This window comes from Mycoplana azooxidifex (assembly GCF_014196765.1).
Lineage (GTDB): Bacteria > Pseudomonadota > Alphaproteobacteria > Rhizobiales > Rhizobiaceae > Mycoplana > Mycoplana azooxidifex.
Genome location: NZ_JACIEE010000004.1, coordinates 176674 through 195481, shown reverse-complemented (window position 1 = coordinate 195481; position 18808 = coordinate 176674). Strand labels below are relative to the sequence as shown.

The following is an 18808-nucleotide window of genomic DNA, read 5'->3' as shown; positions in this document are numbered from 1 at the left end:
CATGGCGGACGGGCGAGACCAGCCATCAAGCGAGCGCGAGCCGGGTCAGGGACGCCAGCGCATCGACAAGTGGTTGTTTTTCGCCCGCCTTCGCAAGTCCCGCACGCTCGCTGCCAAGTCCGTCGAACAGGGCGATATCACCGTCAACGGACAGCCCGTTCGGCAACCTTCCTTCAACGTGAAGCCGGGTGACACGATCATCCTGTCTCTCGACCGGCAGGATCTCGTCGTGAAGGTGCTGCTTCCGGGCGTGCGGCGCGGGCCCTACGAAGAGGCGCGCACGCTCTACGAGGACCTGACGCCGCCAGCGCCGCCACGCGATCGGCGCAACCTGTTCGAGCAGGTGACGCGCGAGCGCGGCACCGGTCGCCCGACCAAGCGGGAGCGGCGGGAAACGGATGCCCTGCGCGGTCGTTTCGATCCTCCGGACGAATAGAAAACTGTCCCTCCCGGCCTTGATTTCGCGCATGGTTTGTCCTTGCAAACGCGGATCAAAGTCGCTACGTCGAACCCATGGGCGGGACCGGGATCAGCGCCGTTTGCGTGGTGCGTTCCTCCACCTGCGCCGGCCTGTCCGGCGGAAGTGACGGCCGACCGTCCTTCGGACTGGAATTTCGCTGGAGTAACTCATGACGTACGTCGTGACCGACAATTGCATTCGCTGCAAATATACGGACTGTGTCGAGGTCTGCCCGGTGGACTGCTTCTACGAGGGCGAGAACTTCCTGGTGATCCATCCCGACGAATGCATCGATTGCGGCGTCTGCGAGCCCGAATGTCCTGCCGAGGCGATCAAGCCGGATACGGAGCCGGGGCTCGACAAGTGGTTGAAGATCAACGCCGATTTTGCGCAGGTCTGGCCGAATATCACGGTCAAGAAAGACGAGATGCCCGACGCGAAAGCCTATGACGGCGAGGAAGGCAAGTACGAGAAGTACTTCTCCGCCGAACCCGGCCAGGGCGACTGACGCCGTCGCGGCCGCGTCGCTCGAATTGGGGAAAACCGGTCAGGTCTGCCCGAAAGGGGATAGGGCAGGCTTGATGACCCATGCGAAGCAAATTATTGATTTCGGCACTTTTTTGTGGTAGGGTCGCAACACTGATCCACGTTGAGGCACTTGGTGTGCCCGAACACCACCACGAAAGCAAACGATCCCAAAGGTGCCGCTCACCCCTATAGGCAACGTCGTCGTTGCCGTTCCGTGATGTGCCATCGCATTCGTTTGTGCCTTGTTGGACGGACCAGAAATGGTGCCACCCGGACGGTGTCTCCGTCTTTCCCGGGCCTTCTTGACCCGGCCCCGGCCATGCCGGGAGCGTTACAGGGAGTATTTGAATAGAATGACGACCCAGCAGAAGAAGTCTTCCACGCGTCACGGTTTCAAGACCGGCGAATCGATCGTCTATCCGGCTCACGGTGTCGGCCAGATCGTCGCCATCGAGGAACAGGAAGTCGCCGGCATGAAGCTCGAGCTTTTTGTCATCGATTTCGAGAAAGACAAGATGCGCCTGAAGGTTCCGGTCGCAAAGGCTGTTTCCATCGGCATGCGCAAGCTTTCCGAAACCGATTTCGTCGATCGCGCGTTGAAGGTCGTTCAGGGCAAGGCCCGCGTCAAGCGCACCATGTGGTCGCGCCGCGCGCAGGAATATGATGCCAAGATCAATTCCGGCGACCTGATCTCGATTGCAGAAGTGGTTCGCGATCTCTATCGCGCCGAGAACCAGCCGGAGCAGTCCTATTCCGAGCGCCAGCTCTATGAAGCCGCGCTCGACCGCATGGCCCGGGAGATCGCCGCCGTCAACAAGATGTCCGAAACCGAAGCCGTGCGCCTTGTCGAGACCAACCTGAACAAGGGTCCCAAGCGCGGCAAGGCCATCGAAGAGGACGACGCCCAGGACGAGGCCGCCTGACGAGGTATCCTCCCTATCGAAAAATTCAACCCGGCTGGCCTCCAGCCGGGTTTTTTATTGGAACTTTCATCCCGCACGCACGTTCAGGGCGAATGACAATCCATGCTGGTGCGTCTGCTATATGTTGTTTTGTCCCAAGCACACCGTCCGCACAGGCGGAACGTACAATCCGGGCCGCAAGCCTAACGATATGAAGATTGCCACTCGCTCGCGGCTCTCGAGCAGTATAGCATGTCCTCGTGCGGTCGACCGACGGTCCGTTTGACCAGGGTCAGTTCTGCCGCCGCGAAGATCTCGCAGACGCATGCATTGTCAGGTGAATACCCTGGTCATGTTGACCATGGATCCTTTCAATCCCGGCTCAGGGGAGACGCCCATGGCTACCACCGCCGCAGACCGTCGCATGATCAAGATCGCAATGTCGGCTCCCTATCTCGAGCGCGAAGAGGAGCAGGCGCTCGCTTTCGCATGGCGCAAGGATCATGACCAGGAAGCCCGCAATCGCATCGCCATGGCCCATATGCGCCTGGTGATTTCGCTCGCCGCGCGCTTCCGCAATTTCGGCCTGCCGTTCAACGACCTGCTGCAGGAGGGTTATATCGGCCTGCTAGAGGCGGCGGCCCGCTTCGAGCCGGAGCGCGAGGTTCGCTTCTCCACCTATGCGACCTGGTGGATCCGTGCCTCCATCCAGGACTACGTCCTGCGCAACTGGTCGATCGTGCGCGGCGGCACGAGTTCGGCGCAAAAGGCGCTGTTCTTCAACCTGCGCCGGCTGCGGGCCCGCATCGCCCGGGGCGATGCCCATCTCACCTCCGAATCCGTCTACCGCGAGATCGCCACCGCGCTGAAGGTCAGCCCGGCCGACGTGCGCAACATGGATGCGCGCCTTGCCGCATCCGACGTCTCGCTGCAGGCGCCGGTCTCCGGGGGCGAGGAAGGTGGCGCCAGCCATATCGACTTTCTCGCAAGCGACGCTCCCCTTCCGGACGAGGAAGTCACGGAGATGATCGATGGCGAGCGCCGCCGGAAATGGCTGCATGGGGCGCTGGAACGGCTGAACGAGCGCGAGATGAAGATCATCCGCGCCAGGAGGCTTGCCGACAGCAGTTCGACGCTGGAGGAGCTCGGCGCCGACCTCGGGATTTCCAAGGAGCGCGTTCGCCAGATCGAAAACCGGGCCATGGAGAAACTGCGCATCGCGCTTTGCGAAGCATCGCCCGCTTTCGCCTGACATCGCAGCCTGAAATCTCGAACTGGGCTCGGCGCGCCGTGTGGCGCGCCACGTCCAAGGGCGGATTGCATTCGAATATGCCCGTCGATGGGAAAGGCTGCGCCTTCCCGCGGTCAGGCCTATTCCTTGCCGCCCTCGGCTGCCGCGGCCAGGGCCGCGGCATCGGCCTGCCGCTTGTACATCGCCGCCGCCGCCGCCTCCTTTTCCTCTCCGCCCACCTGGAACGTCGGCTGGGCAAACGAGATGTCGTTTTCCGCAAAGGCCTGGGTGATCATGGTGTAGGCGCGCCGCCGGATGGCGGTCTGTTCGCCGTCCGGTTTTGCGGTGAAGCCGAAGCTGATCTCGATTCCGAATTCGCCGATCTGCTCGACGCCCTTCATCTTCAGGGTCTTGATGATATGCGGCCCGAGTTCCGGATCCTCCTGGAGCTGCTTGCCGATCTCCTTGGCCAGCTTGCCGACCTTGGCGATATCGGTCTTGAACGGTACCCGGACGCGGAACTTGTCGACGGTCCAGTCGCGGCTGCCGTTGCGGATCGCGCCCAACTCGCCGAAGGGCACGGTGAACACAGATCCGCGGTGATGCCGCAGCCGGATCGAGCGCAGGCTGAAGGATTCCACGACACCGTTGTAGCTGCCGCTCTCGATCCATTCGCCCACGCGGAACGCATCGTCCATCAGGTAGAAGACGCCGCTGACGATATCCTTGACGAGCGTTTGCGATCCGAAGCCGATGGCGACGCCGAAGATGCCGGCGCCCGCGATCAGGGGGCCGATCTGGACGCCCATTTCGGCAAGGATGGTCATCGCCGCGATGCAGATCAGTACCGCCGCCAGGGCATTTCGGAAGATGGGAAGAAGCGTTCGCAGCCGTGCGCGCCGGGCCGCCTCGTCGGCCGAAACGGAAAGTTCGTCGGCCGCCGGCGTCAGCTTGCGGTCGATATACGACTTCGCCAGTTGCCATGCGAGATCGACGATCAGGAGCACGACGGCGCTCTTGAATACGCCGTAGACCAGCGTCTGGAGGTACGGGTTGTCTCTTGCGATGATGTTCGGATTGTAATGCCAGGTCAGTCCGAGCCATCCGAGCGCCAGCACGATGATGATGGCGCGCACCCCCCTGAGGAGCAGCACCATCCGGGGCGTGTTCGCGTTGTCCTCGTTCCAGCGCGTCAGGGCGAAGGCGCGGGTGACGCGATCGGCGCCCGACAGCAGCCTGGGCAGGACGACTGCGTAGATGCCGATCCAGAACAGGCCGGTGAAATTGATGCACCACAGCAGCCAGAGCAGCACCAGGTAGAGCGACGCGAGGATGTTGGTCGCCCGGGTGGGGGGATTGCCGTTGCGGTCTGCCGGGCGCCTCCAGATGGCTTCCAGCGCGATCAGGAAAAGCGCTGCCGAGAACAGGTAGACGATGTCCGCCCGGACATCGCTGTCGACCCCCAGCCGCCGGCACATGGCCCACAGGGCAAACCCCAAGGTGAACACCGCCGCGAAGATCCGGATGCGCGCATACTGGAATTGGGTCATGCCGCCCGTTTCCAGAGAGAGACGGCAGAGGCCCATGAACAGGCGGTAGGCGATGACCGCCAGCAACGCATAGAGAACGACGACGCGGACGAGCGGCGGCCAGTCGATGGCCATGAAGATCAGCGTCGCTACGACCGTGAACACGATCAAGGGGCCGAATTCGACATAGGCCCGGGTCAGGACCGCGCTCTGGAACTTGGCCCTGGAAGCCGCCCTGCGGAACAGCCATTCGATCACCGCGCCGACGCAGACGATGCCGAGCACCAGGAACAGCGCCGGGGCGAAGCCGCGTTCGCTTGCCTGCTGGTGTACCCTGGCTGCGGCCGCGGCGATCTCGGAATGGACCCTGGGCAAGGCGGCGCGCAGCGCATGGAAGCGGGACCGTGCCTCCGCCTCAAGGCTTTCGACCTCCAGCGTCGCTTCCCGCTGAGCCTCCGCGGTTGCGTCGGCGGGGCGGCTCTGGATCCAGTTCCTGACGTCGGGATCGTCCAGGAGCTTGATGAGCTCGGCGATCTTTTCCGGCGGCGGAGCGCTCGACTGGGACGCTTGCGCGGCGCCGCCGGTAGCCGGTGCCGTTTGTGCCGCTGCCATGGGAGCGAGCGTCAGCAGGAACATCGAAACGATGAGCGACAGAAGATATGCGGGAAACTTCGGCATAGGACCCCAGCCAACTTGCGGACCCACGAAATGTCATTCCGCCTGCCGTCGATTGAAAACGGTCGTACCTAACTAGCATTTACGGGGGCGCGCCGAAAGATGGCGCAATCGTGGCGAGCGGTTCCGAAGCGATGAAGCCTGAAGCAGATCGAGCGCGAAACCGCTGAACACCTTTGCGCGACTGCTTCAGGCGGACTACTCGGTAATGATCTTGACCTTGTCGCCGGGCTTTATCGTGCTCGTGGCCGTCATCGCGTTGATCAGCCGGAACAGGTCCAGCTTCCGGTCTGTGCCCATCATGCGGCCGGCGAGCGAGGCGACGGTATCGCCTGCGCGCGCGGTGACGACACGCACGCGCAACGGCTTCAGCGAAGCCACTTCCTGGGGCGTCAGCTGCCGGAACGATGACTTCAACACGTCGGCCGTCGGTTCGAGCGCAGGCGAACCCTGGGGGACCGCCGTCAGGAACCGGTAGATCTGGTTGCCGATGCGCACGACCGTGACGTCGAACTCCCAGCGGTCGGCCGCGGCGCGCGCGGTGGCTGCCTCGAGCCCGTTGATCGTGGCGGGCCGGATCGTGTCGGTCTTCAATCCCGTCACCCAGCCGCTGGAAATGTAGTTCACCAGGCTCTGGCGCTGGTTGTCGGCAACGCCGTCGAAACGGATGGCGATGTCGCCTGGGCCGGTTGCCAGCACGGCGTCGGCCTTGTTGTCGATCTGGAAGCCGGCGGGCACGTCGAAGCGGATGCCGAGTTTTCCGTGCAGGAACGTCTGCCCGCGGACATAGCCTTCCTGCGGGCTGTCGCCATAGAGGAGGCCGTCGATGCCGGCGAGGTAGTAGTCGCGGCCGCGGTCTCCCACCGTGCCTTCCGCGCCGAAGGCGCGGGCATGGCGGCGCGCGAGTTCCACCCGCTGGGGTGCGTTCGGATGGCTCGACAGGAAGTCAAGGCTCTGGTCGGATTCGGGATCGACCGCGTTGAACTGTCCATAGGCGGCCATGCTGTCGAGGAAGCGCGCGGCGGCATAGGGATCGTAGCCCGCCTCGCCCAGCATGCGCACACCGATCACGTCGGCCTGCAACTCCTGGTTCCGCGAAAACGCGGCCAGCCGCAACTTGCCGCGCGCGAGCGCCTGCTTGCCGGCGATGTTGCTGGAGAGCACTTCGGCGACGACGCGGCTGGCGATGACCTCCGCCTCTTCCTTCTTCTGGCGCTCTATGCCGTGGTTGGCGGTCACGTGGGCCATCTCGTGCGACAGGACGGCGGCGACTTCGGAGGCGTCGTTGGCAAGCGCCAGCAGGCCGCGGGTGACGTAGAGATAGCCGCCGGGCAGCGCGAAGGCGTTGATCGCCGGCGAGTTCAGGATCGTGATGCGATAGGACTGGTTGGGGTTTTCCGACACCGCCGTCAGGGCGCCGGTAATGCGGGCGACGAGGCGCTCCGTCTTGGCGTCCTTGTATTCCCCGCCGTAGCTGGCGACGATGCGCGGATGCTCACGCGCGCCCATGGCTGCGCGCGGATCGTTCTTCTGCACTTCCGCAACGATCTGGGGTGTCGACGACGGAGCGACGGTCGGTTGGTAGGTTTGCTCAATGGCCGACTGGCACGAGGCGAGCAGGCCCGCGAGCGCAAGCACCAGCGCGGCGCGCGCGGCGACCGTCCTGCGTCCCTTGCTCAAACCTCCATGCTGAAGGCTCTCCAGCATCCGCCCCATGCCCTTTCACAGACCTTGTCGCCTGCCCGCAAGGCAAGCGCGTTCTCGACTTCCGGACCGTAGCCGATTCGAAGTCGGAGAACCTCGTCAGTTCGAATTGTTCGACGGCTGTCCGACATATCGTGCATATGCCCGATGGATCCTGTCCGGACCCGTGGTCGAGAGATAGTCGTACCGCCCGCGGCCGACAACTCCCGATTCCAGAATCGGCTTCCGATGTGGCTGCGGTGACACAGTGTGGCGTCCAAAATATGGCAGGTTCGGTCCGAAAAGTATTATCTATCAATGCCAAGGAAGTTCGCCAATGCGGGCATTTCGCGGTGCGCGAGAAAGGATCCGATCGGTTCCATCAGTGCGATTGTCCCGCCGTCGATGAACATTGCGCTGTCGGCGAGCCGCCGGACGTCCTCCAGCTGATGGGTAATGAACAACAGCGTGCTTCCGGTCTCCGTGCCAAGTTCGCGCAGAAGTTCGGCCATGTCGGCGCGCATCGCGGGGTCGAGCGCGGCGAAGGGTTCGTCGAGGAGCAGGATCGGCCGACTTCGGACGAAGGCGCGGGCGAGTGCGACTCTTTGTCGCTCCCCGCCGGAGAGCAGCGCCGGCTTGCGCCCCCCGTATCCCTCGAGGCCGACCCGGGTCAGCGCATGCTCCACTCGCCGGCGCTCGGGTGCGCCGAGGCGCAGCGAGGGATCGATGCCAAGGCCGACATTCTGCTCCACACTCAGATGGGCGAAGAGATTGTTCTCCTGGAAGATAATCGAAACCGGCCTTTCGGCAGGTTCGCGTCCCGCCATGTCCTTGCCGAAGATCTCGACGGTTCCCGAGCCTATCGGCTGGAACCCTGCGATGACGTTGAAAAGGGTCGACTTGCCCGAGCCCGACGGTCCCGTCACGGCGACGCAGGCGCCGGTGGGGATTTCGCACGAGAAGACCAGGCGCTTCTGCTCGAACTGCACCGTTGCCTCGTAGAGGCGAATAGCGGGAGCGCCCGCTTCGGGGTTGGAATGGTCAGGCATCGTCTCTCGCATTCTTGCCGGAGGCGGTGGAGGGAAGCGTCAACAGCAGGCAGAGGATGCCGAGAAGCAACGCAATGCCGGCCGCATCCGCTGTCCGGTAGCTGCCCATGCGGCTGAACAGGAGCCATGGGAGGGTGACGACGCCGTCCGCCCCGAAGATGGCGACCGCGCCGAGATCGCCCAAGGAGAGCGCCATGGCGAAGGCGAAGGCTGTGAGCAACGGCCGCTTCAGCGCTGGCAGGTCGATCCATCGCAGCCGGTGCAAGCCGGTGACGCCGAGGCTGACGGCGAGCCGGCCGGTACGGGCGATGTGCGTGCGATAGGCCGGCTCCAGCACGCGGATGACGAAGGGAAGGGCCATTAGCGCGTTGATGACGACGACGACATAGGGCGCGAAGCGTCCGACCTCGCCGAATGTGCGCAACATCAGGAACCAGCCGGTCGCGACCACAACCGGGGGCACCAGCAGGATGAGCGAGCTTGTGGCCTGCAGGGTGCCTGCGAGATACCGCAACGGCGCCGGGGCGCGATCGGCGGCGGCGAGCGGCGCGATCGCGATCGCGGGCATGGCGACGGCGAGGCAGAGCGTCGCCGAGGCGAGCGCGATGGCAAGGCTCGTGGCAAGCGCCCTGTGCAGCAACGGGTCAAAGGCGAGCCGCGGCAGGTCGGACGCAAAGCCGGCTGCGACGACGGCCAGCAGCGGCGCGGCGGTGAACAGGGTGAAGGCGAGGATCACAAGGCCGTCCGAAAGCCGCCCGCGCTTGCCGTCGAAACGACGGATGGCGCGGCCGGCGGTCGGCGCTTCCTCGGCGGGCGTGCCCAATAGCCGCATGAAATAGAGCAGTGTGCCGGTCAGGGCAATCTGGAGGACGGAGAGGATCACGGCGCGCGGCGGATCGAAATCGAAGCGCAGCGCCTGATAGATCGCGACCTCGATCGTGGTCGCCGCGGGGCCGCCGCCCAGCGTCAGCACGATCGTGAAGCTGGTGGCGCAGAGCATGAACACGAGGCCGGCGATCCCCGGCAGCAGGCCGCGCATGACCGGCCACTCGATCAGCCGGAAGGCCGCGCCCGATCCCATGCCGAGATTGGCGGAGGTCAGCCAGTATTCGGGCGGAATACGCTCCAGCCCCGCCATCAGCAGCCTGGCTGCGAGCGGCAGGTTGAAGAACACATGGGCGATGAGAATACCGGCCAGGCCATAGACGCTGACGGGATTGTCGAGGCCGAGCGTGGCGAGAGCCTGGTTGACGATGCCGCGGCGGCCCCAGACCTCGATGATGCCGAGCGTTGCCACCAGCGCCGGCAGGCCAAGCGGGAGCGCCGACAGCCGGACTATCCAGTTGCGCCCGGGAAAATGGCGGCGCCGCGCGAGCGCCCGGGCGACGGGAATGGCGAGCGCCACCGAAAGGACGGTGGAGAGGCTCGCCTGCAGCAGCGTGAAGCGGGCAACGCCGAAGAGGTAGGCATCGAACAGCGCGCCGCCGGCGCCGCCTTCGGCATGGAAGAGCAGGACCACCGTCGAGAGACCGGCAAACAGCAGGATCGAGGCCAGGACGATGCCGCCGGCCCGGACAATCGCTGATGCTTCGCGCGTGGTGTACATCCCGGTGCCTCGCCAGCAGGCGGCGTCTTGCCCTCGCCGCCAGCTTCCTACTTTGCACTCATGGCCGAAAGCCATTCGTCGATCCAGGCCCTGCGGTTCGCCGCGACCTCGTCTGCCGCATAAAGGAAGGTGTGCTCCGGCTTAACCAGCTTGTCGAAGGCTGCCGGAAGCGGCGCATCGGTTGCGGCAACCGGCATCATCCAGTTCGTCTCGGGAATGATCGGCTGGAAGCCTGGCCCGGTCATGAAGGTGAGGAACGCCTTGGCCAGTTCGGGATTGTCGGCGGTCTTCGTCATGCCGGCAACCTCGATCTGGACGTAGTGGCCTTCGGAGAAGGCGGCCGCCTGGTAGCGCTCGGTGTTCTCCGCCACCATGTGATAGGCTGGGGAGGTGGTGTAGGACAGCACCATCGGCGCTTCGCCCTTGGTGAAGAGCCCGTAGGCCTCCGACCAGCCGGGGGTCACGGTCAGGACGCGGTCCTTCAGCTTCGCCCAGGCCTCGCCGGCCTTGTCGCCGTAGACGGACTTGACCCAGAGCAGCAGGCCGAGGCCCGGCGTCGAGGTGCGCGGATCCTCGATGACGATCTTGTCGTCAGGATCGCCCTCCACCAGTTCCTTCAGGCTCCTCGGTGGGTTCTTCAGCGCCTCGGTGTCGTAGACGACGGCGAAATGGCCGTAGTCGTAGGGAAGGAAGGTGTCGTCCGAGAACCCGCCCGGAACGGTCAAGCCCTGCGGGGCGAGCTGGTGCGGAACGAACAGGCCGGTCGCCTTGGCTTCGGCTATCAGATTGGTGTCGAGGCCGAGGACGATATCCGCCTTCGTTCCCTCGCCCTCCAGCTTCAGGCGTGTCAGCAGTTCGACGCCGTCGGCGACGCCCACCCATTCGACCTTGCAGTCGCAGGTCTTTTCAAACGCCGCCGCCACCTTGGCGCCGGGCCCCCATTCGGTGACGAAGCTTTCATAGGTATAGATGGTCAGCGTCTTGTCCGCCGCCTGTGCGGGCAGGGCCATGGATACTGTCATGGACGCTGCGGAAAGTAGTGCCAGGGCGGAAAGTAGCGTCTTGCGCATCGGTGCCTCCTTCAAATCCAAAAAACGGGAATAGGGCGCCGGATGTGCCGTCTAATCCCTCCGCCGGTACAAACCGGATCAGGTTCCGCGGGTTGGCCTTGGCCTCTCAGCCCGGTCCATCCTGCGATGGTCGGGCACCCCGTTAGAGCAAGGCAAGCATTAGTCCGCCCCGGCCCCGCTTGCAAGCGGGTCGGCACGGCGGAAAGGCGTTTCCATTCGCGGGCGACATGCGCTAGACGGTGTGCCCATGACGAACGCCGCCGACCAGCTCTTTGTCGTCCTTCTCGGAGGAACGCTCGAACCCACCGCGCGGTTCACGGCGTCGGTTGCCGGCGCCCGCTTCATTGCGGCCGACGGCGGCATGCGCCATGCCGCCACACTCGGGATCACGCCCGAGGTCTGGGTCGGCGATTTCGATTCCGCCTCGCCGGAGGATCTTGCGACCTGGGCCCATGTCCCGCGCGAGCCCTATCCGGCGGCCAAGAATGCGACGGACGGGGAGATTGCCGTCTCGGCAGCGCTGGAGCGCGGGGCGCGAAAGCTCGTTCTCGCCGGCGCCCTCGGCGGCGAGCGCAGCGACCATGCGCTGATGCACCTTCTTCATGCCGTCGCGCTCAAGGAGGATGGGCTCGACATCACCCTGACCTCCGGCCTCGAGGAGGCCTGGCCGCTGCTCCCCGGCTGCACCACGGTCGCGCTGCCGGACAGGAGCCTGTTCTCGGTCCTCGGCCTGTCGGCGCTCTCCGGCCTGTCGATCGAGAACGTCCGCTATCCGCTGGCCGGGTTCGACCTGCCGTTCGGTTCCTCGCGCACGGTTTCCAACGTCGCGCTCGGCCCCGTCACCCTCACCCTTGCCGCCGGGCGCGCCGTCCTGCTCGCCCGGCCCTATGACCATTCAGGAACCTGACGCTTGGCACCGCCCATTCTGAAACTCGACGACATATCCTTGAGCTTCGGCGGCACGCCGCTGCTCGACGGCGCGAACCTGCAGGTAGAGCCGGGCGATCGCATCTGCCTTGTCGGTCGCAACGGTTCCGGCAAGTCGACGCTGCTGAAGATCGCCGCCGGAATGGTCGAGGCGCAGTCCGGCGAGGTGTTCCGCCACCCGTCCGCCACCGTTCGCTACCTGGAGCAGGCCCCCGATTTCGAAGGGTTCGCCACGGTCGCCGCCTATGCGGAGGCCGGCCTCGGCCCGGGCGACGATCCCTATCGCGTCACCTACCTGCTGTCGCATCTCGGGCTGACCGGGGCGGAGGATCCCGAGACGTTGTCGGGCGGCGAAGCGCGGCGCGCGGCACTCGCCCGCGTGATGGCGCCGGAGCCGGATATCCTTTTGCTCGACGAGCCGACCAACCATCTCGACCTGCCGACCATCGAATGGCTGGAAGACGAACTGATGCGCAGCCGCTCGGCGCTCGTCGTCATTTCGCACGACCGGCGGTTCCTGGAGAAGGTCTCTAATGCCACCGTCTGGCTCGACCGCGGCACCTCGCGCAGGATCGACCGCGGCTTTGCCCATTTCGAGGCGTGGCGGGACGAAGTGCTGGAAGCGGAAGAGCTGGAGCAACACAAGCTCGGCAAGGCGATCCAGCGCGAGGAGCACTGGCTGCGCTACGGCGTGACGGCGCGGCGCAAGCGCAACATGCGCCGCCTCGGCGAACTGCAGACCATGCGTTCGCGCCACCGCGGCCACAAGGGGCCGCAGGGCACGGTGCAGGCGACCGCATCCGACGCACAGGAATCCGGCAAGCTGGTGATCGAGGCGGACAAGGTCACGAAGAACTACGGCGAGCGCACGATCGTCGCCCCGTTCTCGATCCGGGTGCATCGCGGCGACTGCATTGGCCTGGTCGGCCCCAACGGTGCCGGCAAGACGACGCTTCTGAAGATCCTGACGGGCCAGCTCGCGCCCGACAGCGGCACGGTCAAGCTCGGCACCAATCTGGAGATCGCCACGCTCGACCAGCGCCGCGAGGACCTGAACCCGGACGATACGCTTGCGCACTATCTCACCGATGGGCGCGGCGAGAGCCTGATCGTCAACGGCGAGCAGCGGCACGTGACGGGCTACATGAAGGAATTCCTGTTCCAGCCGGAGCAGGCGCGCACGCCGATCCGCAACCTCTCCGGCGGCGAACGCGCGCGACTGATGCTGGCCCGCATCCTGTCGCGGCCGACGAACCTGCTGATCCTCGACGAGCCGACCAACGACCTGGACATCGAGACGCTGGATCTCCTGCAGGAGATCGTCGCCGGCTTTTCCGGTACCGTCATCCTCGTCAGCCACGACCGCGACTTTCTCGACCGCACCGTCACCTCGACGATCGCGCCCGCCAATCCGGAGGCGCCGGACGGGCGATGGATAGAATATGCCGGCGGATATTCCGACATGATGGCCCAGCGGCGCGGCGCGATCGAAGAGCGCCGCAAGGCGGAGAAGGCAGAGAAGGCGGATAAGACGAGGACCAGCGACGCCGCTCCGGCCGAGAGGCCGGGCGACAAGGCCAGGGGCAAGCTTTCCTACAAGCAGAAGTTCGCGCTCGAAAGCCTGCCGAAGGAGATGGAGAAGATCCAGTCCGAAATCGCCAGGCGCGAGGAGACCATGGCCGACCCGGCGCTGTTTTCGAAAGACCAGGCTACCTTCAACCGCCTTGCCGGCGAACTGGAGACGCTGCGGACCGACCTGACGCGCATGGAAGAGGAGTGGCTCGAGCTGGAAATGCTGCGCGAGGAATTGGAAGGCTGAAGGGGACCTCGATCCGGAGGCTTCACACGCGGCGCCGCCGTCGTTGTTCTGCGGCGGATCGAACGTCAATCTCAAGGCGGGAACGATCGTCCCCGCCTGTCGAAGATACCGGCAGCTATGGGCGGATGACGCAGACGCCGGCTTCCCAACTGCAGCTTGCGGTCTCGGTTTCCGGCGTCACGGCAATGACCTTGGCGCCGTATTGCGGCCGGACGGACGGGAAGCCGCCGGATGCATCGCCATACTCGCCATCGAAATAGAAATAGTTGCCGTTGCCCGGATCCTCATAGGCGGAGATCGAGCCGCCATAGAAGTTGTTGCCGAGGCCACTGCGGTCATGGTCCTGGCCTTCGGCATAATAGGGCCGGGCCGGCCCCTGGTAGTAGGGGCGAGCGCGATTGCCCCATGCGTCGCCATCACGGCGCGACCCGTCGAAGCGCCAGTCCCAGCCGGCCTGGCGGCTGCGGTTCCAGTTTCCACGGTCCCAGCGTGCCCGATCCCAGCGTTCCCGATCCCAGTTTCCGCGGTTCCAGTCGCGGTGATCCCAGCGGTCGGCGCGGCGCAGGGTCCACGCCCGGGTGCGCATGCTCGTCGAGCCGCGGATGACGTCGCGCGTCCGGTCGCGGTCGACATGGTGCCTGCGTTTCCAGGTGTCGTCGCGTCCCCTGTCCGCACGGGTGGAGACTGAGCGGGTTGAGCTGTGCGAGGAAAAACTGCGGTGGCTTCCGCCTTCGTTGCGGTCGCGTGCCTCTGCCATGGGTGCCATGGCGATCGAAAATGAAAGGGTGGCGAGCGCGATTGCAGTCATGCAGGCTCGGGAAAACAGACTCATTCTGTTTCGCCTCCAGGTTACGCTTAACAGATCCTTGCAGCCACTCTGGGCCAATATCGCTGGAAAGTCACTGGCTTGGTTAAGGAACCGGTAAGAAACGTTAACAATGGTTAACGGTCCCGGAGGCCCCTCATCACCACACTTTTGTCTTAATCGATTAAATTGATTTTGCCCGTCGATGACACTTGTGGTTCCGCATTCCGGCGATTAAACGTCGCAGACACTGCATTGCACACAAAGACGTGCAATTCCGGAGTGAAAATGTCCAGATATCGGGGCCATTCTCCGGGATTTCCGTGAGGGTTCTGATGACGAATGTCACAAAAGGCCGGCCGCTCTCGCCGCACCTCCAGATCTACAAGCCCATCCCCACCATGGTCATGTCGATCGTGCATCGCATCACCGGCGGTGCGCTCTATTTCGGCACGGTGCTCGTGGCCTGGTGGCTGATCGCAACAGCGATGGGTGAGGATTATTTCAACTGGGTCAACTGGTTCTTCGGGACCTGGATCGGCAAAGTGATCCTAGTCGGCTATACCTGGGCCCTGTTCCATCACATGGTGGGCGGCTTTCGCCACTTCGCCTGGGACACGGGATACGGGTACGAGAAGCATTTCGCCACGAAGGTAGCCAAGGCGTCGCTGGTCGTATCGCTTGCATTGACGGTGCTGGTCTGGGCGATCGGCTATCTGGTGCGCTGAGGAACAACAATCATGGACATGCGTACACCTCTCGGCCGCGTTCGCGGACTCGGCTCGGCCAAGGAAGGCACGGAGCACTTCTGGCGCCAGCGGCTGACGGCAGTTTCCAACGTGCCGCTGATGCTCTTCTTCGTCGGCTTCCTCGTCTGCTACGCCGGCGCGCCCTATGCCGAGGTCCGGGCGGCGCTGTCGCACCCGATCGTCGCGGTGCTGATGGCGCTGGTCGTGCTTTCCGCGCTCTACCACATGAAGCTCGGCATGCAGGTCATCATCGAGGACTATGTCCACGCGGAAGGCATCAAGATCGTCCTCCTCATGCTCAATACCTTCTTTGCGGTCCTGGTCGGCGGGCTCTGTCTTTTCGCCGTCCTGAAGATCGCGTTCGCAGGATAACGCACCATGGCACCGAATTCCTCGCCGGCGACAAGCGGCAAAGCCTATCAGTATGTGGATCATGCCTTCGATGTGGTCGTGGTGGGGGCGGGCGGCGCGGGACTGCGCGCGACCCTCGGCATGGCCGAGCAGGGGCTGAAGACGGCCTGCATCACCAAGGTCTTCCCGACCCGTTCGCACACGGTCGCAGCCCAGGGCGGCATCGCCGCCTCCCTGCAGAACATGACGCCGGACAGCTGGCAGTGGCACCTCTACGACACCGTCAAGGGCTCCGACTGGCTCGGCGACGTCGACGCCATGCAGTATCTCGCCATGGAAGCGCCAAAGGCGGTCTATGAGCTCGAGCACTACGGCGTTCCCTTCTCGCGCAACGAGGAAGGCAAGATCTACCAGCGGCCGTTCGGCGGCCACATGCAGAACTACGGCGAGGGCCCGCCGGTGCAGCGCACCTGCGCGGTCGCCGACCGGACCGGCCACGCCATCCTGCACACGCTCTACGGCCAGTCGCTGCGCAACAACGCCGAGTTCTTCATCGAGTATTTCGCGCTCGACCTGATCATGTCGGCCGACGGCCGCTGCACCGGCGTCGTCGCGTGGAACCTCGACGACGGCACGATCCACCGCTTCTCCGCCAAGATGGTGGTGCTGGCGACGGGTGGCTACGGCCGCTCCTATTTCTCGGCGACCTCGGCGCACACCTGCACCGGCGACGGCGGCGGCATGATCGCGCGCGCCGGCCTGCCCTTGCAGGACATGGAGTTCGTGCAATTCCATCCGACCGGCATCTACGGCTCGGGCTGCCTGATCACCGAAGGCGCGCGCGGCGAAGGCGGCTACCTGGTCAATTCCGAGGGCGAGCGCTTCATGGAGCGTTACGCGCCGTCGGCCAAGGATCTTGCCTCGCGCGACGTGGTCTCCCGCTGCATGACGATGGAAATCCGCGAGGGCCGCGGCGTCGGCAAGAACAAGGACCACATCTTCCTGCACCTCGACCACCTCGATCCGGCCGTGCTGCACGAGCGGCTTCCCGGCATTTCGGAGAGCGCGAAGATCTTTGCCGGTGTCGACGTCACCCGCGAACCGATCCCGGTTCTGCCGACCGTGCACTACAACATGGGCGGCGTTCCGACGAACTTCTGGGGCGAGGTTCTCAACGCCGACAGCGCCAATCCGGAGCGCGTCGCGCCCGGCCTGATGGCGGTCGGGGAAGCCGGCTGCGCCTCGGTGCACGGCGCCAACCGCCTGGGCTCCAACTCGCTGATCGACCTCGTGGTGTTCGGCCGTGCGGCTGCCATCCGCGCCGGCGAGGTGATCGACCGCGCCGCCCCCATCCCCGCGCTCGACACGGCGGCCTGCGACAGGATCATGGAACGCTTCGACCGGCTGCGCTTCGCCGATGGCAACACACCGACGGCGGTGCTGCGCGACAAGATGCAGCGCACCATGCAGGACGACGCGGCCGTGTTCCGCACGCAGGAATCGCTGGAGAGCGGCTGCCGCCGCATGAAGGAGATCTGGGACGAGATGGCCGACATCAAGGTCACCGACCGGTCGCTCATCTGGAACTCCGACCTGGTGGAGACGCTGGAACTGGAAAACCTGATGGCCAACGCGATCGCCACCGTCGTCGGCGCCGAAGCCCGCAAGGAAAGCCGTGGTTCCCACGCCCGCGAGGACTATACGTCCGGCCCGTTCGCCGGCCGCGACGACGTCAACTGGCGCAAGCACACGCTGTCCTGGGTCGACGCGAACGGCAACGTCAAGCTCGACTACCGGCCGGTCCACACCGACCTCATCGCCGAAGGGATCGATCCGAAGAAGATCGAACCCAAGGCCCGCGTCTACTGATCCCGAGGAACGCTGGACATGGTTGAACTCGCACTTCCGAAGAATTCGCAGATGACCGAAGGCAAGGTCTGGCCGAAGCCGGCCGGTGCCACCAACACCCGCGAACTCCGCGTCTACCGCTGGAGTCCGGACGACGGCAAGAACCCGTCGATCGACACCTTCTATGTCGATATCGACGACTGCGGCCCGATGGTGCTGGACGCGCTGCTCTACATCAAGAACAAGATCGACCCGACGCTGACGCTGCGCCGCTCCTGCCGCGAGGGCATCTGCGGCTCCTGCGCCATGAACATCGACGGCACCAACACGCTCGCCTGCACGAAGGGCATGGACGAGGTGAAGGGTGCCGTGAAGGTCTACCCGCTGCCGCACATGCCGGTGGTCAAGGACCTGGTGCCGGACCTGACGCACTTCTACGCCCAGCACCGCTCGATCGAGCCCTGGCTGAAGACGGTGACGCCGACGCCGGCCAAGGAGTGGAAGCAGAGCCACGAGGACCGGCAGAAGCTCGACGGCCTCTACGAGTGCATCCTGTGCGCCTGCTGCTCGACCTCCTGTCCGAGCTACTGGTGGAATGGCGACCGCTATCTTGGCCCGGCCGTGCTGCTGCAGGCCTATCGCTGGCTGATCGACAGCCGCGACGAGGCCACCGGCGAGCGCCTCGACAATCTCGAGGATCCCTTCCGCCTCTATCGCTGCCACACGATCATGAACTGCGCCCAGGCCTGCCCGAAGGGGCTGAACCCGGCCAAGGCGATCGGCGAGATCAAGAAGATGCTGGTCGAGCGGCGGCTCTGACCCAACTTGGGCGAAACATTGCAAATGCCGGGCCTCGCGCCCGGCATTTTCATGAGGGGTCGCCGGCGTCAATCGGGTGCGGTGGCCATGGGCTGCGGCGAAACATGATGGCTAAGACTTGATTTAAACCTTCGATTCACGGTAATCCGCCATGATTGTCGCATATGCAGGGCATCGACGAAGGGGCAGGAGTTTCGACATGCGGATTGTACAGGTGGCAGGCGGACTGATGATGGCGCTGGCGTTGGCCGGCTGCCAGCGGACTTCCATGGGCGGCGTCGATACGCAGCCGACCGCACCGCTGCAGCCTGCGCCGGTCGGCACGGTCTCTTCCAGCCAGCTTCCCGATCCCTCTACCAGCACCAGCGGCGGCTCGTCCCAGTTTCCCGCCGCGCCCACGACGGACACGGCCATGGCGACGCCAGGCGCGGGCGGCGTTCCGGGTGCCGATGCCGGCGCTTCGGCTGCGGCGCTGGACGTCAAGAAGGAAGGCATGGTCGGCAACTGGCGCGTCAGCAACGGCCCGACCTCGTGCGACATGTTCCTGACGCTCACCAACCTCGGTTCCGGCTCGCGCGGCGGCACCCGCGGCTGCGCAGGCGAGCTGACGCAGATGGGCTCATGGGAAGTGGCCGGCAAGCAGGTCGTGCTGAAGAATCGCGACGGCAACGAGATTGCGCGTCTCTACAAGACCGCCGACTCGCGCTTCGACGGTTCCACCAGCGGCGGCCAGCCGATCAGCCTGTCGCGCTGATCG

17 protein-coding genes and 1 riboswitch are annotated in these 18808 nt (G+C 64.9%); of the genes, 11 read left to right on the top strand and 6 right to left on the bottom strand.

Annotated elements, in window-relative coordinates:
• The first annotated feature begins 1 nt into the window (after position 1).
• The 4 genes from GGQ64_RS10215 to GGQ64_RS10200 all read left to right on the top strand — a co-directional run bounded on the left by GGQ64_RS10215 (position 2) and on the right by GGQ64_RS10200 (position 3142).
• Positions 2–436: an RNA-binding S4 domain-containing protein gene (locus tag GGQ64_RS10215; protein ID WP_183803146.1), complete on the top strand. Its 435-nt coding sequence runs from the start codon at positions 2–4 to the stop codon at positions 434–436.
• Between the two features lie 193 nt (positions 437–629).
• Positions 630–968, top strand: coding sequence for a ferredoxin FdxA (gene fdxA / locus GGQ64_RS10210; RefSeq protein WP_183803143.1), 339 nt, complete (start codon positions 630–632; stop codon positions 966–968).
• A gap of 373 nt (positions 969–1341) precedes the next feature.
• Positions 1342–1911 (top strand): CarD family transcriptional regulator, encoded by a 570-nt coding sequence (locus tag GGQ64_RS10205; protein ID WP_112595444.1) that lies wholly within the window; start codon positions 1342–1344, stop codon positions 1909–1911.
• Positions 1912–2287: 376 nt separating this feature from the next.
• Positions 2288–3142: an RNA polymerase factor sigma-32 gene (locus GGQ64_RS10200; protein ID WP_183803140.1), complete on the top strand. Its 855-nt coding sequence runs from the start codon at positions 2288–2290 to the stop codon at positions 3140–3142.
• Positions 3143–3261: 119 nt separating this feature from the next.
• Here the strand turns inward: GGQ64_RS10200 and GGQ64_RS10195 are convergent, their stop codons facing one another.
• The 5 genes from GGQ64_RS10195 to thiB all read right to left on the bottom strand — a co-directional run bounded on the left by GGQ64_RS10195 (position 3262) and on the right by thiB (position 10685).
• A complete protein-coding gene (locus GGQ64_RS10195; RefSeq protein WP_246422563.1) occupies positions 3262–5328 on the bottom strand; it encodes a mechanosensitive ion channel family protein in 2067 nt (688 codons plus the stop codon).
• 195 nt (positions 5329–5523) lie between these two features.
• Complete coding sequence (locus GGQ64_RS10190) at positions 5524–7032, bottom strand: M48 family metalloprotease (protein ID WP_183803137.1); 1509 nt, start codon at positions 7030–7032, stop codon at positions 5524–5526.
• 284 nt (positions 7033–7316) lie between these two features.
• Entirely contained in the window at positions 7317–8057 is a 741-nt protein-coding gene (locus GGQ64_RS10185) for a thiamine ABC transporter ATP-binding protein (protein WP_183803134.1), read from the bottom strand.
• A complete protein-coding gene (gene thiP / locus GGQ64_RS10180; protein ID WP_183803131.1) occupies positions 8050–9663 on the bottom strand; it encodes a thiamine/thiamine pyrophosphate ABC transporter permease in 1614 nt (537 codons plus the stop codon). Before thiP ends, GGQ64_RS10185 begins: the two co-directional genes overlap by 8 nt.
• 47 nt (positions 9664–9710) lie before the next feature.
• Complete coding sequence (thiB, locus tag GGQ64_RS10175; protein ID WP_246422579.1) at positions 9711–10685, bottom strand: thiamine ABC transporter substrate binding subunit; 975 nt, start codon at positions 10683–10685, stop codon at positions 9711–9713.
• 86 nt (positions 10686–10771) lie between these two features.
• A riboswitch (TPP riboswitch) is annotated at positions 10772–10885 on the bottom strand.
• A gap of 95 nt (positions 10886–10980) precedes the next feature.
• Here thiB and GGQ64_RS10170 point away from each other — a divergent pair.
• Positions 10981–11640 (top strand): thiamine diphosphokinase, encoded by a 660-nt coding sequence (locus GGQ64_RS10170; protein WP_183803125.1) that lies wholly within the window; start codon positions 10981–10983, stop codon positions 11638–11640.
• A 3-nt stretch (positions 11641–11643) separates the two neighbouring features.
• Positions 11644–13479: an ABC-F family ATP-binding cassette domain-containing protein gene (locus GGQ64_RS10165; protein WP_183803122.1), complete on the top strand. Its 1836-nt coding sequence runs from the start codon at positions 11644–11646 to the stop codon at positions 13477–13479.
• Between the two features lie 115 nt (positions 13480–13594).
• Here the strand turns inward: GGQ64_RS10165 and GGQ64_RS10160 are convergent, their stop codons facing one another.
• Positions 13595–14311: a hypothetical protein gene (locus GGQ64_RS10160; protein ID WP_183803119.1), complete on the bottom strand. Its 717-nt coding sequence runs from the start codon at positions 14309–14311 to the stop codon at positions 13595–13597.
• A gap of 308 nt (positions 14312–14619) precedes the next feature.
• Between GGQ64_RS10160 and sdhC the strand changes: the two genes are divergently transcribed.
• The 5 genes from sdhC (at position 14620) to GGQ64_RS10135 (ending at position 18805) form a co-directional block, all read left to right on the top strand.
• The gene (gene sdhC / locus GGQ64_RS10155; RefSeq protein WP_183803116.1) at positions 14620–15012 is read left to right on the top strand and encodes a succinate dehydrogenase, cytochrome b556 subunit; all 393 of its coding nucleotides are present in this window, start codon (positions 14620–14622) and stop codon (positions 15010–15012) included.
• A gap of 12 nt (positions 15013–15024) precedes the next feature.
• A complete protein-coding gene (gene sdhD, locus GGQ64_RS10150; protein WP_183803113.1) occupies positions 15025–15405 on the top strand; it encodes a succinate dehydrogenase, hydrophobic membrane anchor protein in 381 nt (126 codons plus the stop codon).
• A 6-nt stretch (positions 15406–15411) separates the two neighbouring features.
• Positions 15412–17253 carry a succinate dehydrogenase flavoprotein subunit gene (sdhA, locus tag GGQ64_RS10145; protein WP_183803110.1) on the top strand — a complete coding sequence of 614 codons (1842 nt, stop codon included), beginning with the start codon at positions 15412–15414 and terminating at the stop codon, positions 17251–17253.
• An 18-nt stretch (positions 17254–17271) separates the two neighbouring features.
• A complete protein-coding gene (locus GGQ64_RS10140) occupies positions 17272–18051 on the top strand; it encodes a succinate dehydrogenase iron-sulfur subunit (protein WP_183803107.1) in 780 nt (259 codons plus the stop codon).
• A 199-nt stretch (positions 18052–18250) separates the two neighbouring features.
• Complete coding sequence (locus GGQ64_RS10135) at positions 18251–18805, top strand: protease inhibitor Inh/omp19 family protein (protein ID WP_183803104.1); 555 nt, start codon at positions 18251–18253, stop codon at positions 18803–18805.
• The last annotated feature ends 3 nt before the right edge of the window (positions 18806–18808 follow it).

What these genes read in the sequence shown, in the direction of transcription:
- GGQ64_RS10205 (WP_112595444.1), top strand. Translation starts at nt 1,342, where the DNA reads ATGACGACCCAGCAGAAGAAGTCTTCCACGCGTCACGGTTTCAAGACC.
- fdxA (WP_183803143.1), top strand. Translation starts at nt 630, where the DNA reads ATGACGTACGTCGTGACCGACAATTGCATTCGCTGCAAATATACGGAC.
- thiP (WP_183803131.1), bottom strand. Translation starts at nt 9,663, where the DNA reads ATGTACACCACGCGCGAAGCATCAGCGATTGTCCGGGCCGGCGGCATC.
- GGQ64_RS10190 (WP_183803137.1), bottom strand. Translation starts at nt 7,032, where the DNA reads ATGCTGGAGAGCCTTCAGCATGGAGGTTTGAGCAAGGGACGCAGGACG.
- sdhA (WP_183803110.1), top strand. Translation starts at nt 15,412, where the DNA reads ATGGCACCGAATTCCTCGCCGGCGACAAGCGGCAAAGCCTATCAGTAT.
- sdhC (WP_183803116.1), top strand. Translation starts at nt 14,620, where the DNA reads ATGACGAATGTCACAAAAGGCCGGCCGCTCTCGCCGCACCTCCAGATC.
- GGQ64_RS10170 (WP_183803125.1), top strand. Translation starts at nt 10,981, where the DNA reads ATGACGAACGCCGCCGACCAGCTCTTTGTCGTCCTTCTCGGAGGAACG.
- GGQ64_RS10195 (WP_246422563.1), bottom strand. Translation starts at nt 5,328, where the DNA reads ATGCCGAAGTTTCCCGCATATCTTCTGTCGCTCATCGTTTCGATGTTC.
- GGQ64_RS10140 (WP_183803107.1), top strand. Translation starts at nt 17,272, where the DNA reads ATGGTTGAACTCGCACTTCCGAAGAATTCGCAGATGACCGAAGGCAAG.
- GGQ64_RS10185 (WP_183803134.1), bottom strand. Translation starts at nt 8,057, where the DNA reads ATGCCTGACCATTCCAACCCCGAAGCGGGCGCTCCCGCTATTCGCCTC.
- GGQ64_RS10200 (WP_183803140.1), top strand. Translation starts at nt 2,288, where the DNA reads ATGGCTACCACCGCCGCAGACCGTCGCATGATCAAGATCGCAATGTCG.
- GGQ64_RS10215 (WP_183803146.1), top strand. Translation starts at nt 2, where the DNA reads ATGGCGGACGGGCGAGACCAGCCATCAAGCGAGCGCGAGCCGGGTCAG.
- GGQ64_RS10135 (WP_183803104.1), top strand. Translation starts at nt 18,251, where the DNA reads ATGCGGATTGTACAGGTGGCAGGCGGACTGATGATGGCGCTGGCGTTG.
- thiB (WP_246422579.1), bottom strand. Translation starts at nt 10,685, where the DNA reads ATGACAGTATCCATGGCCCTGCCCGCACAGGCGGCGGACAAGACGCTG.
- GGQ64_RS10160 (WP_183803119.1), bottom strand. Translation starts at nt 14,311, where the DNA reads ATGAGTCTGTTTTCCCGAGCCTGCATGACTGCAATCGCGCTCGCCACC.
- sdhD (WP_183803113.1), top strand. Translation starts at nt 15,025, where the DNA reads ATGGACATGCGTACACCTCTCGGCCGCGTTCGCGGACTCGGCTCGGCC.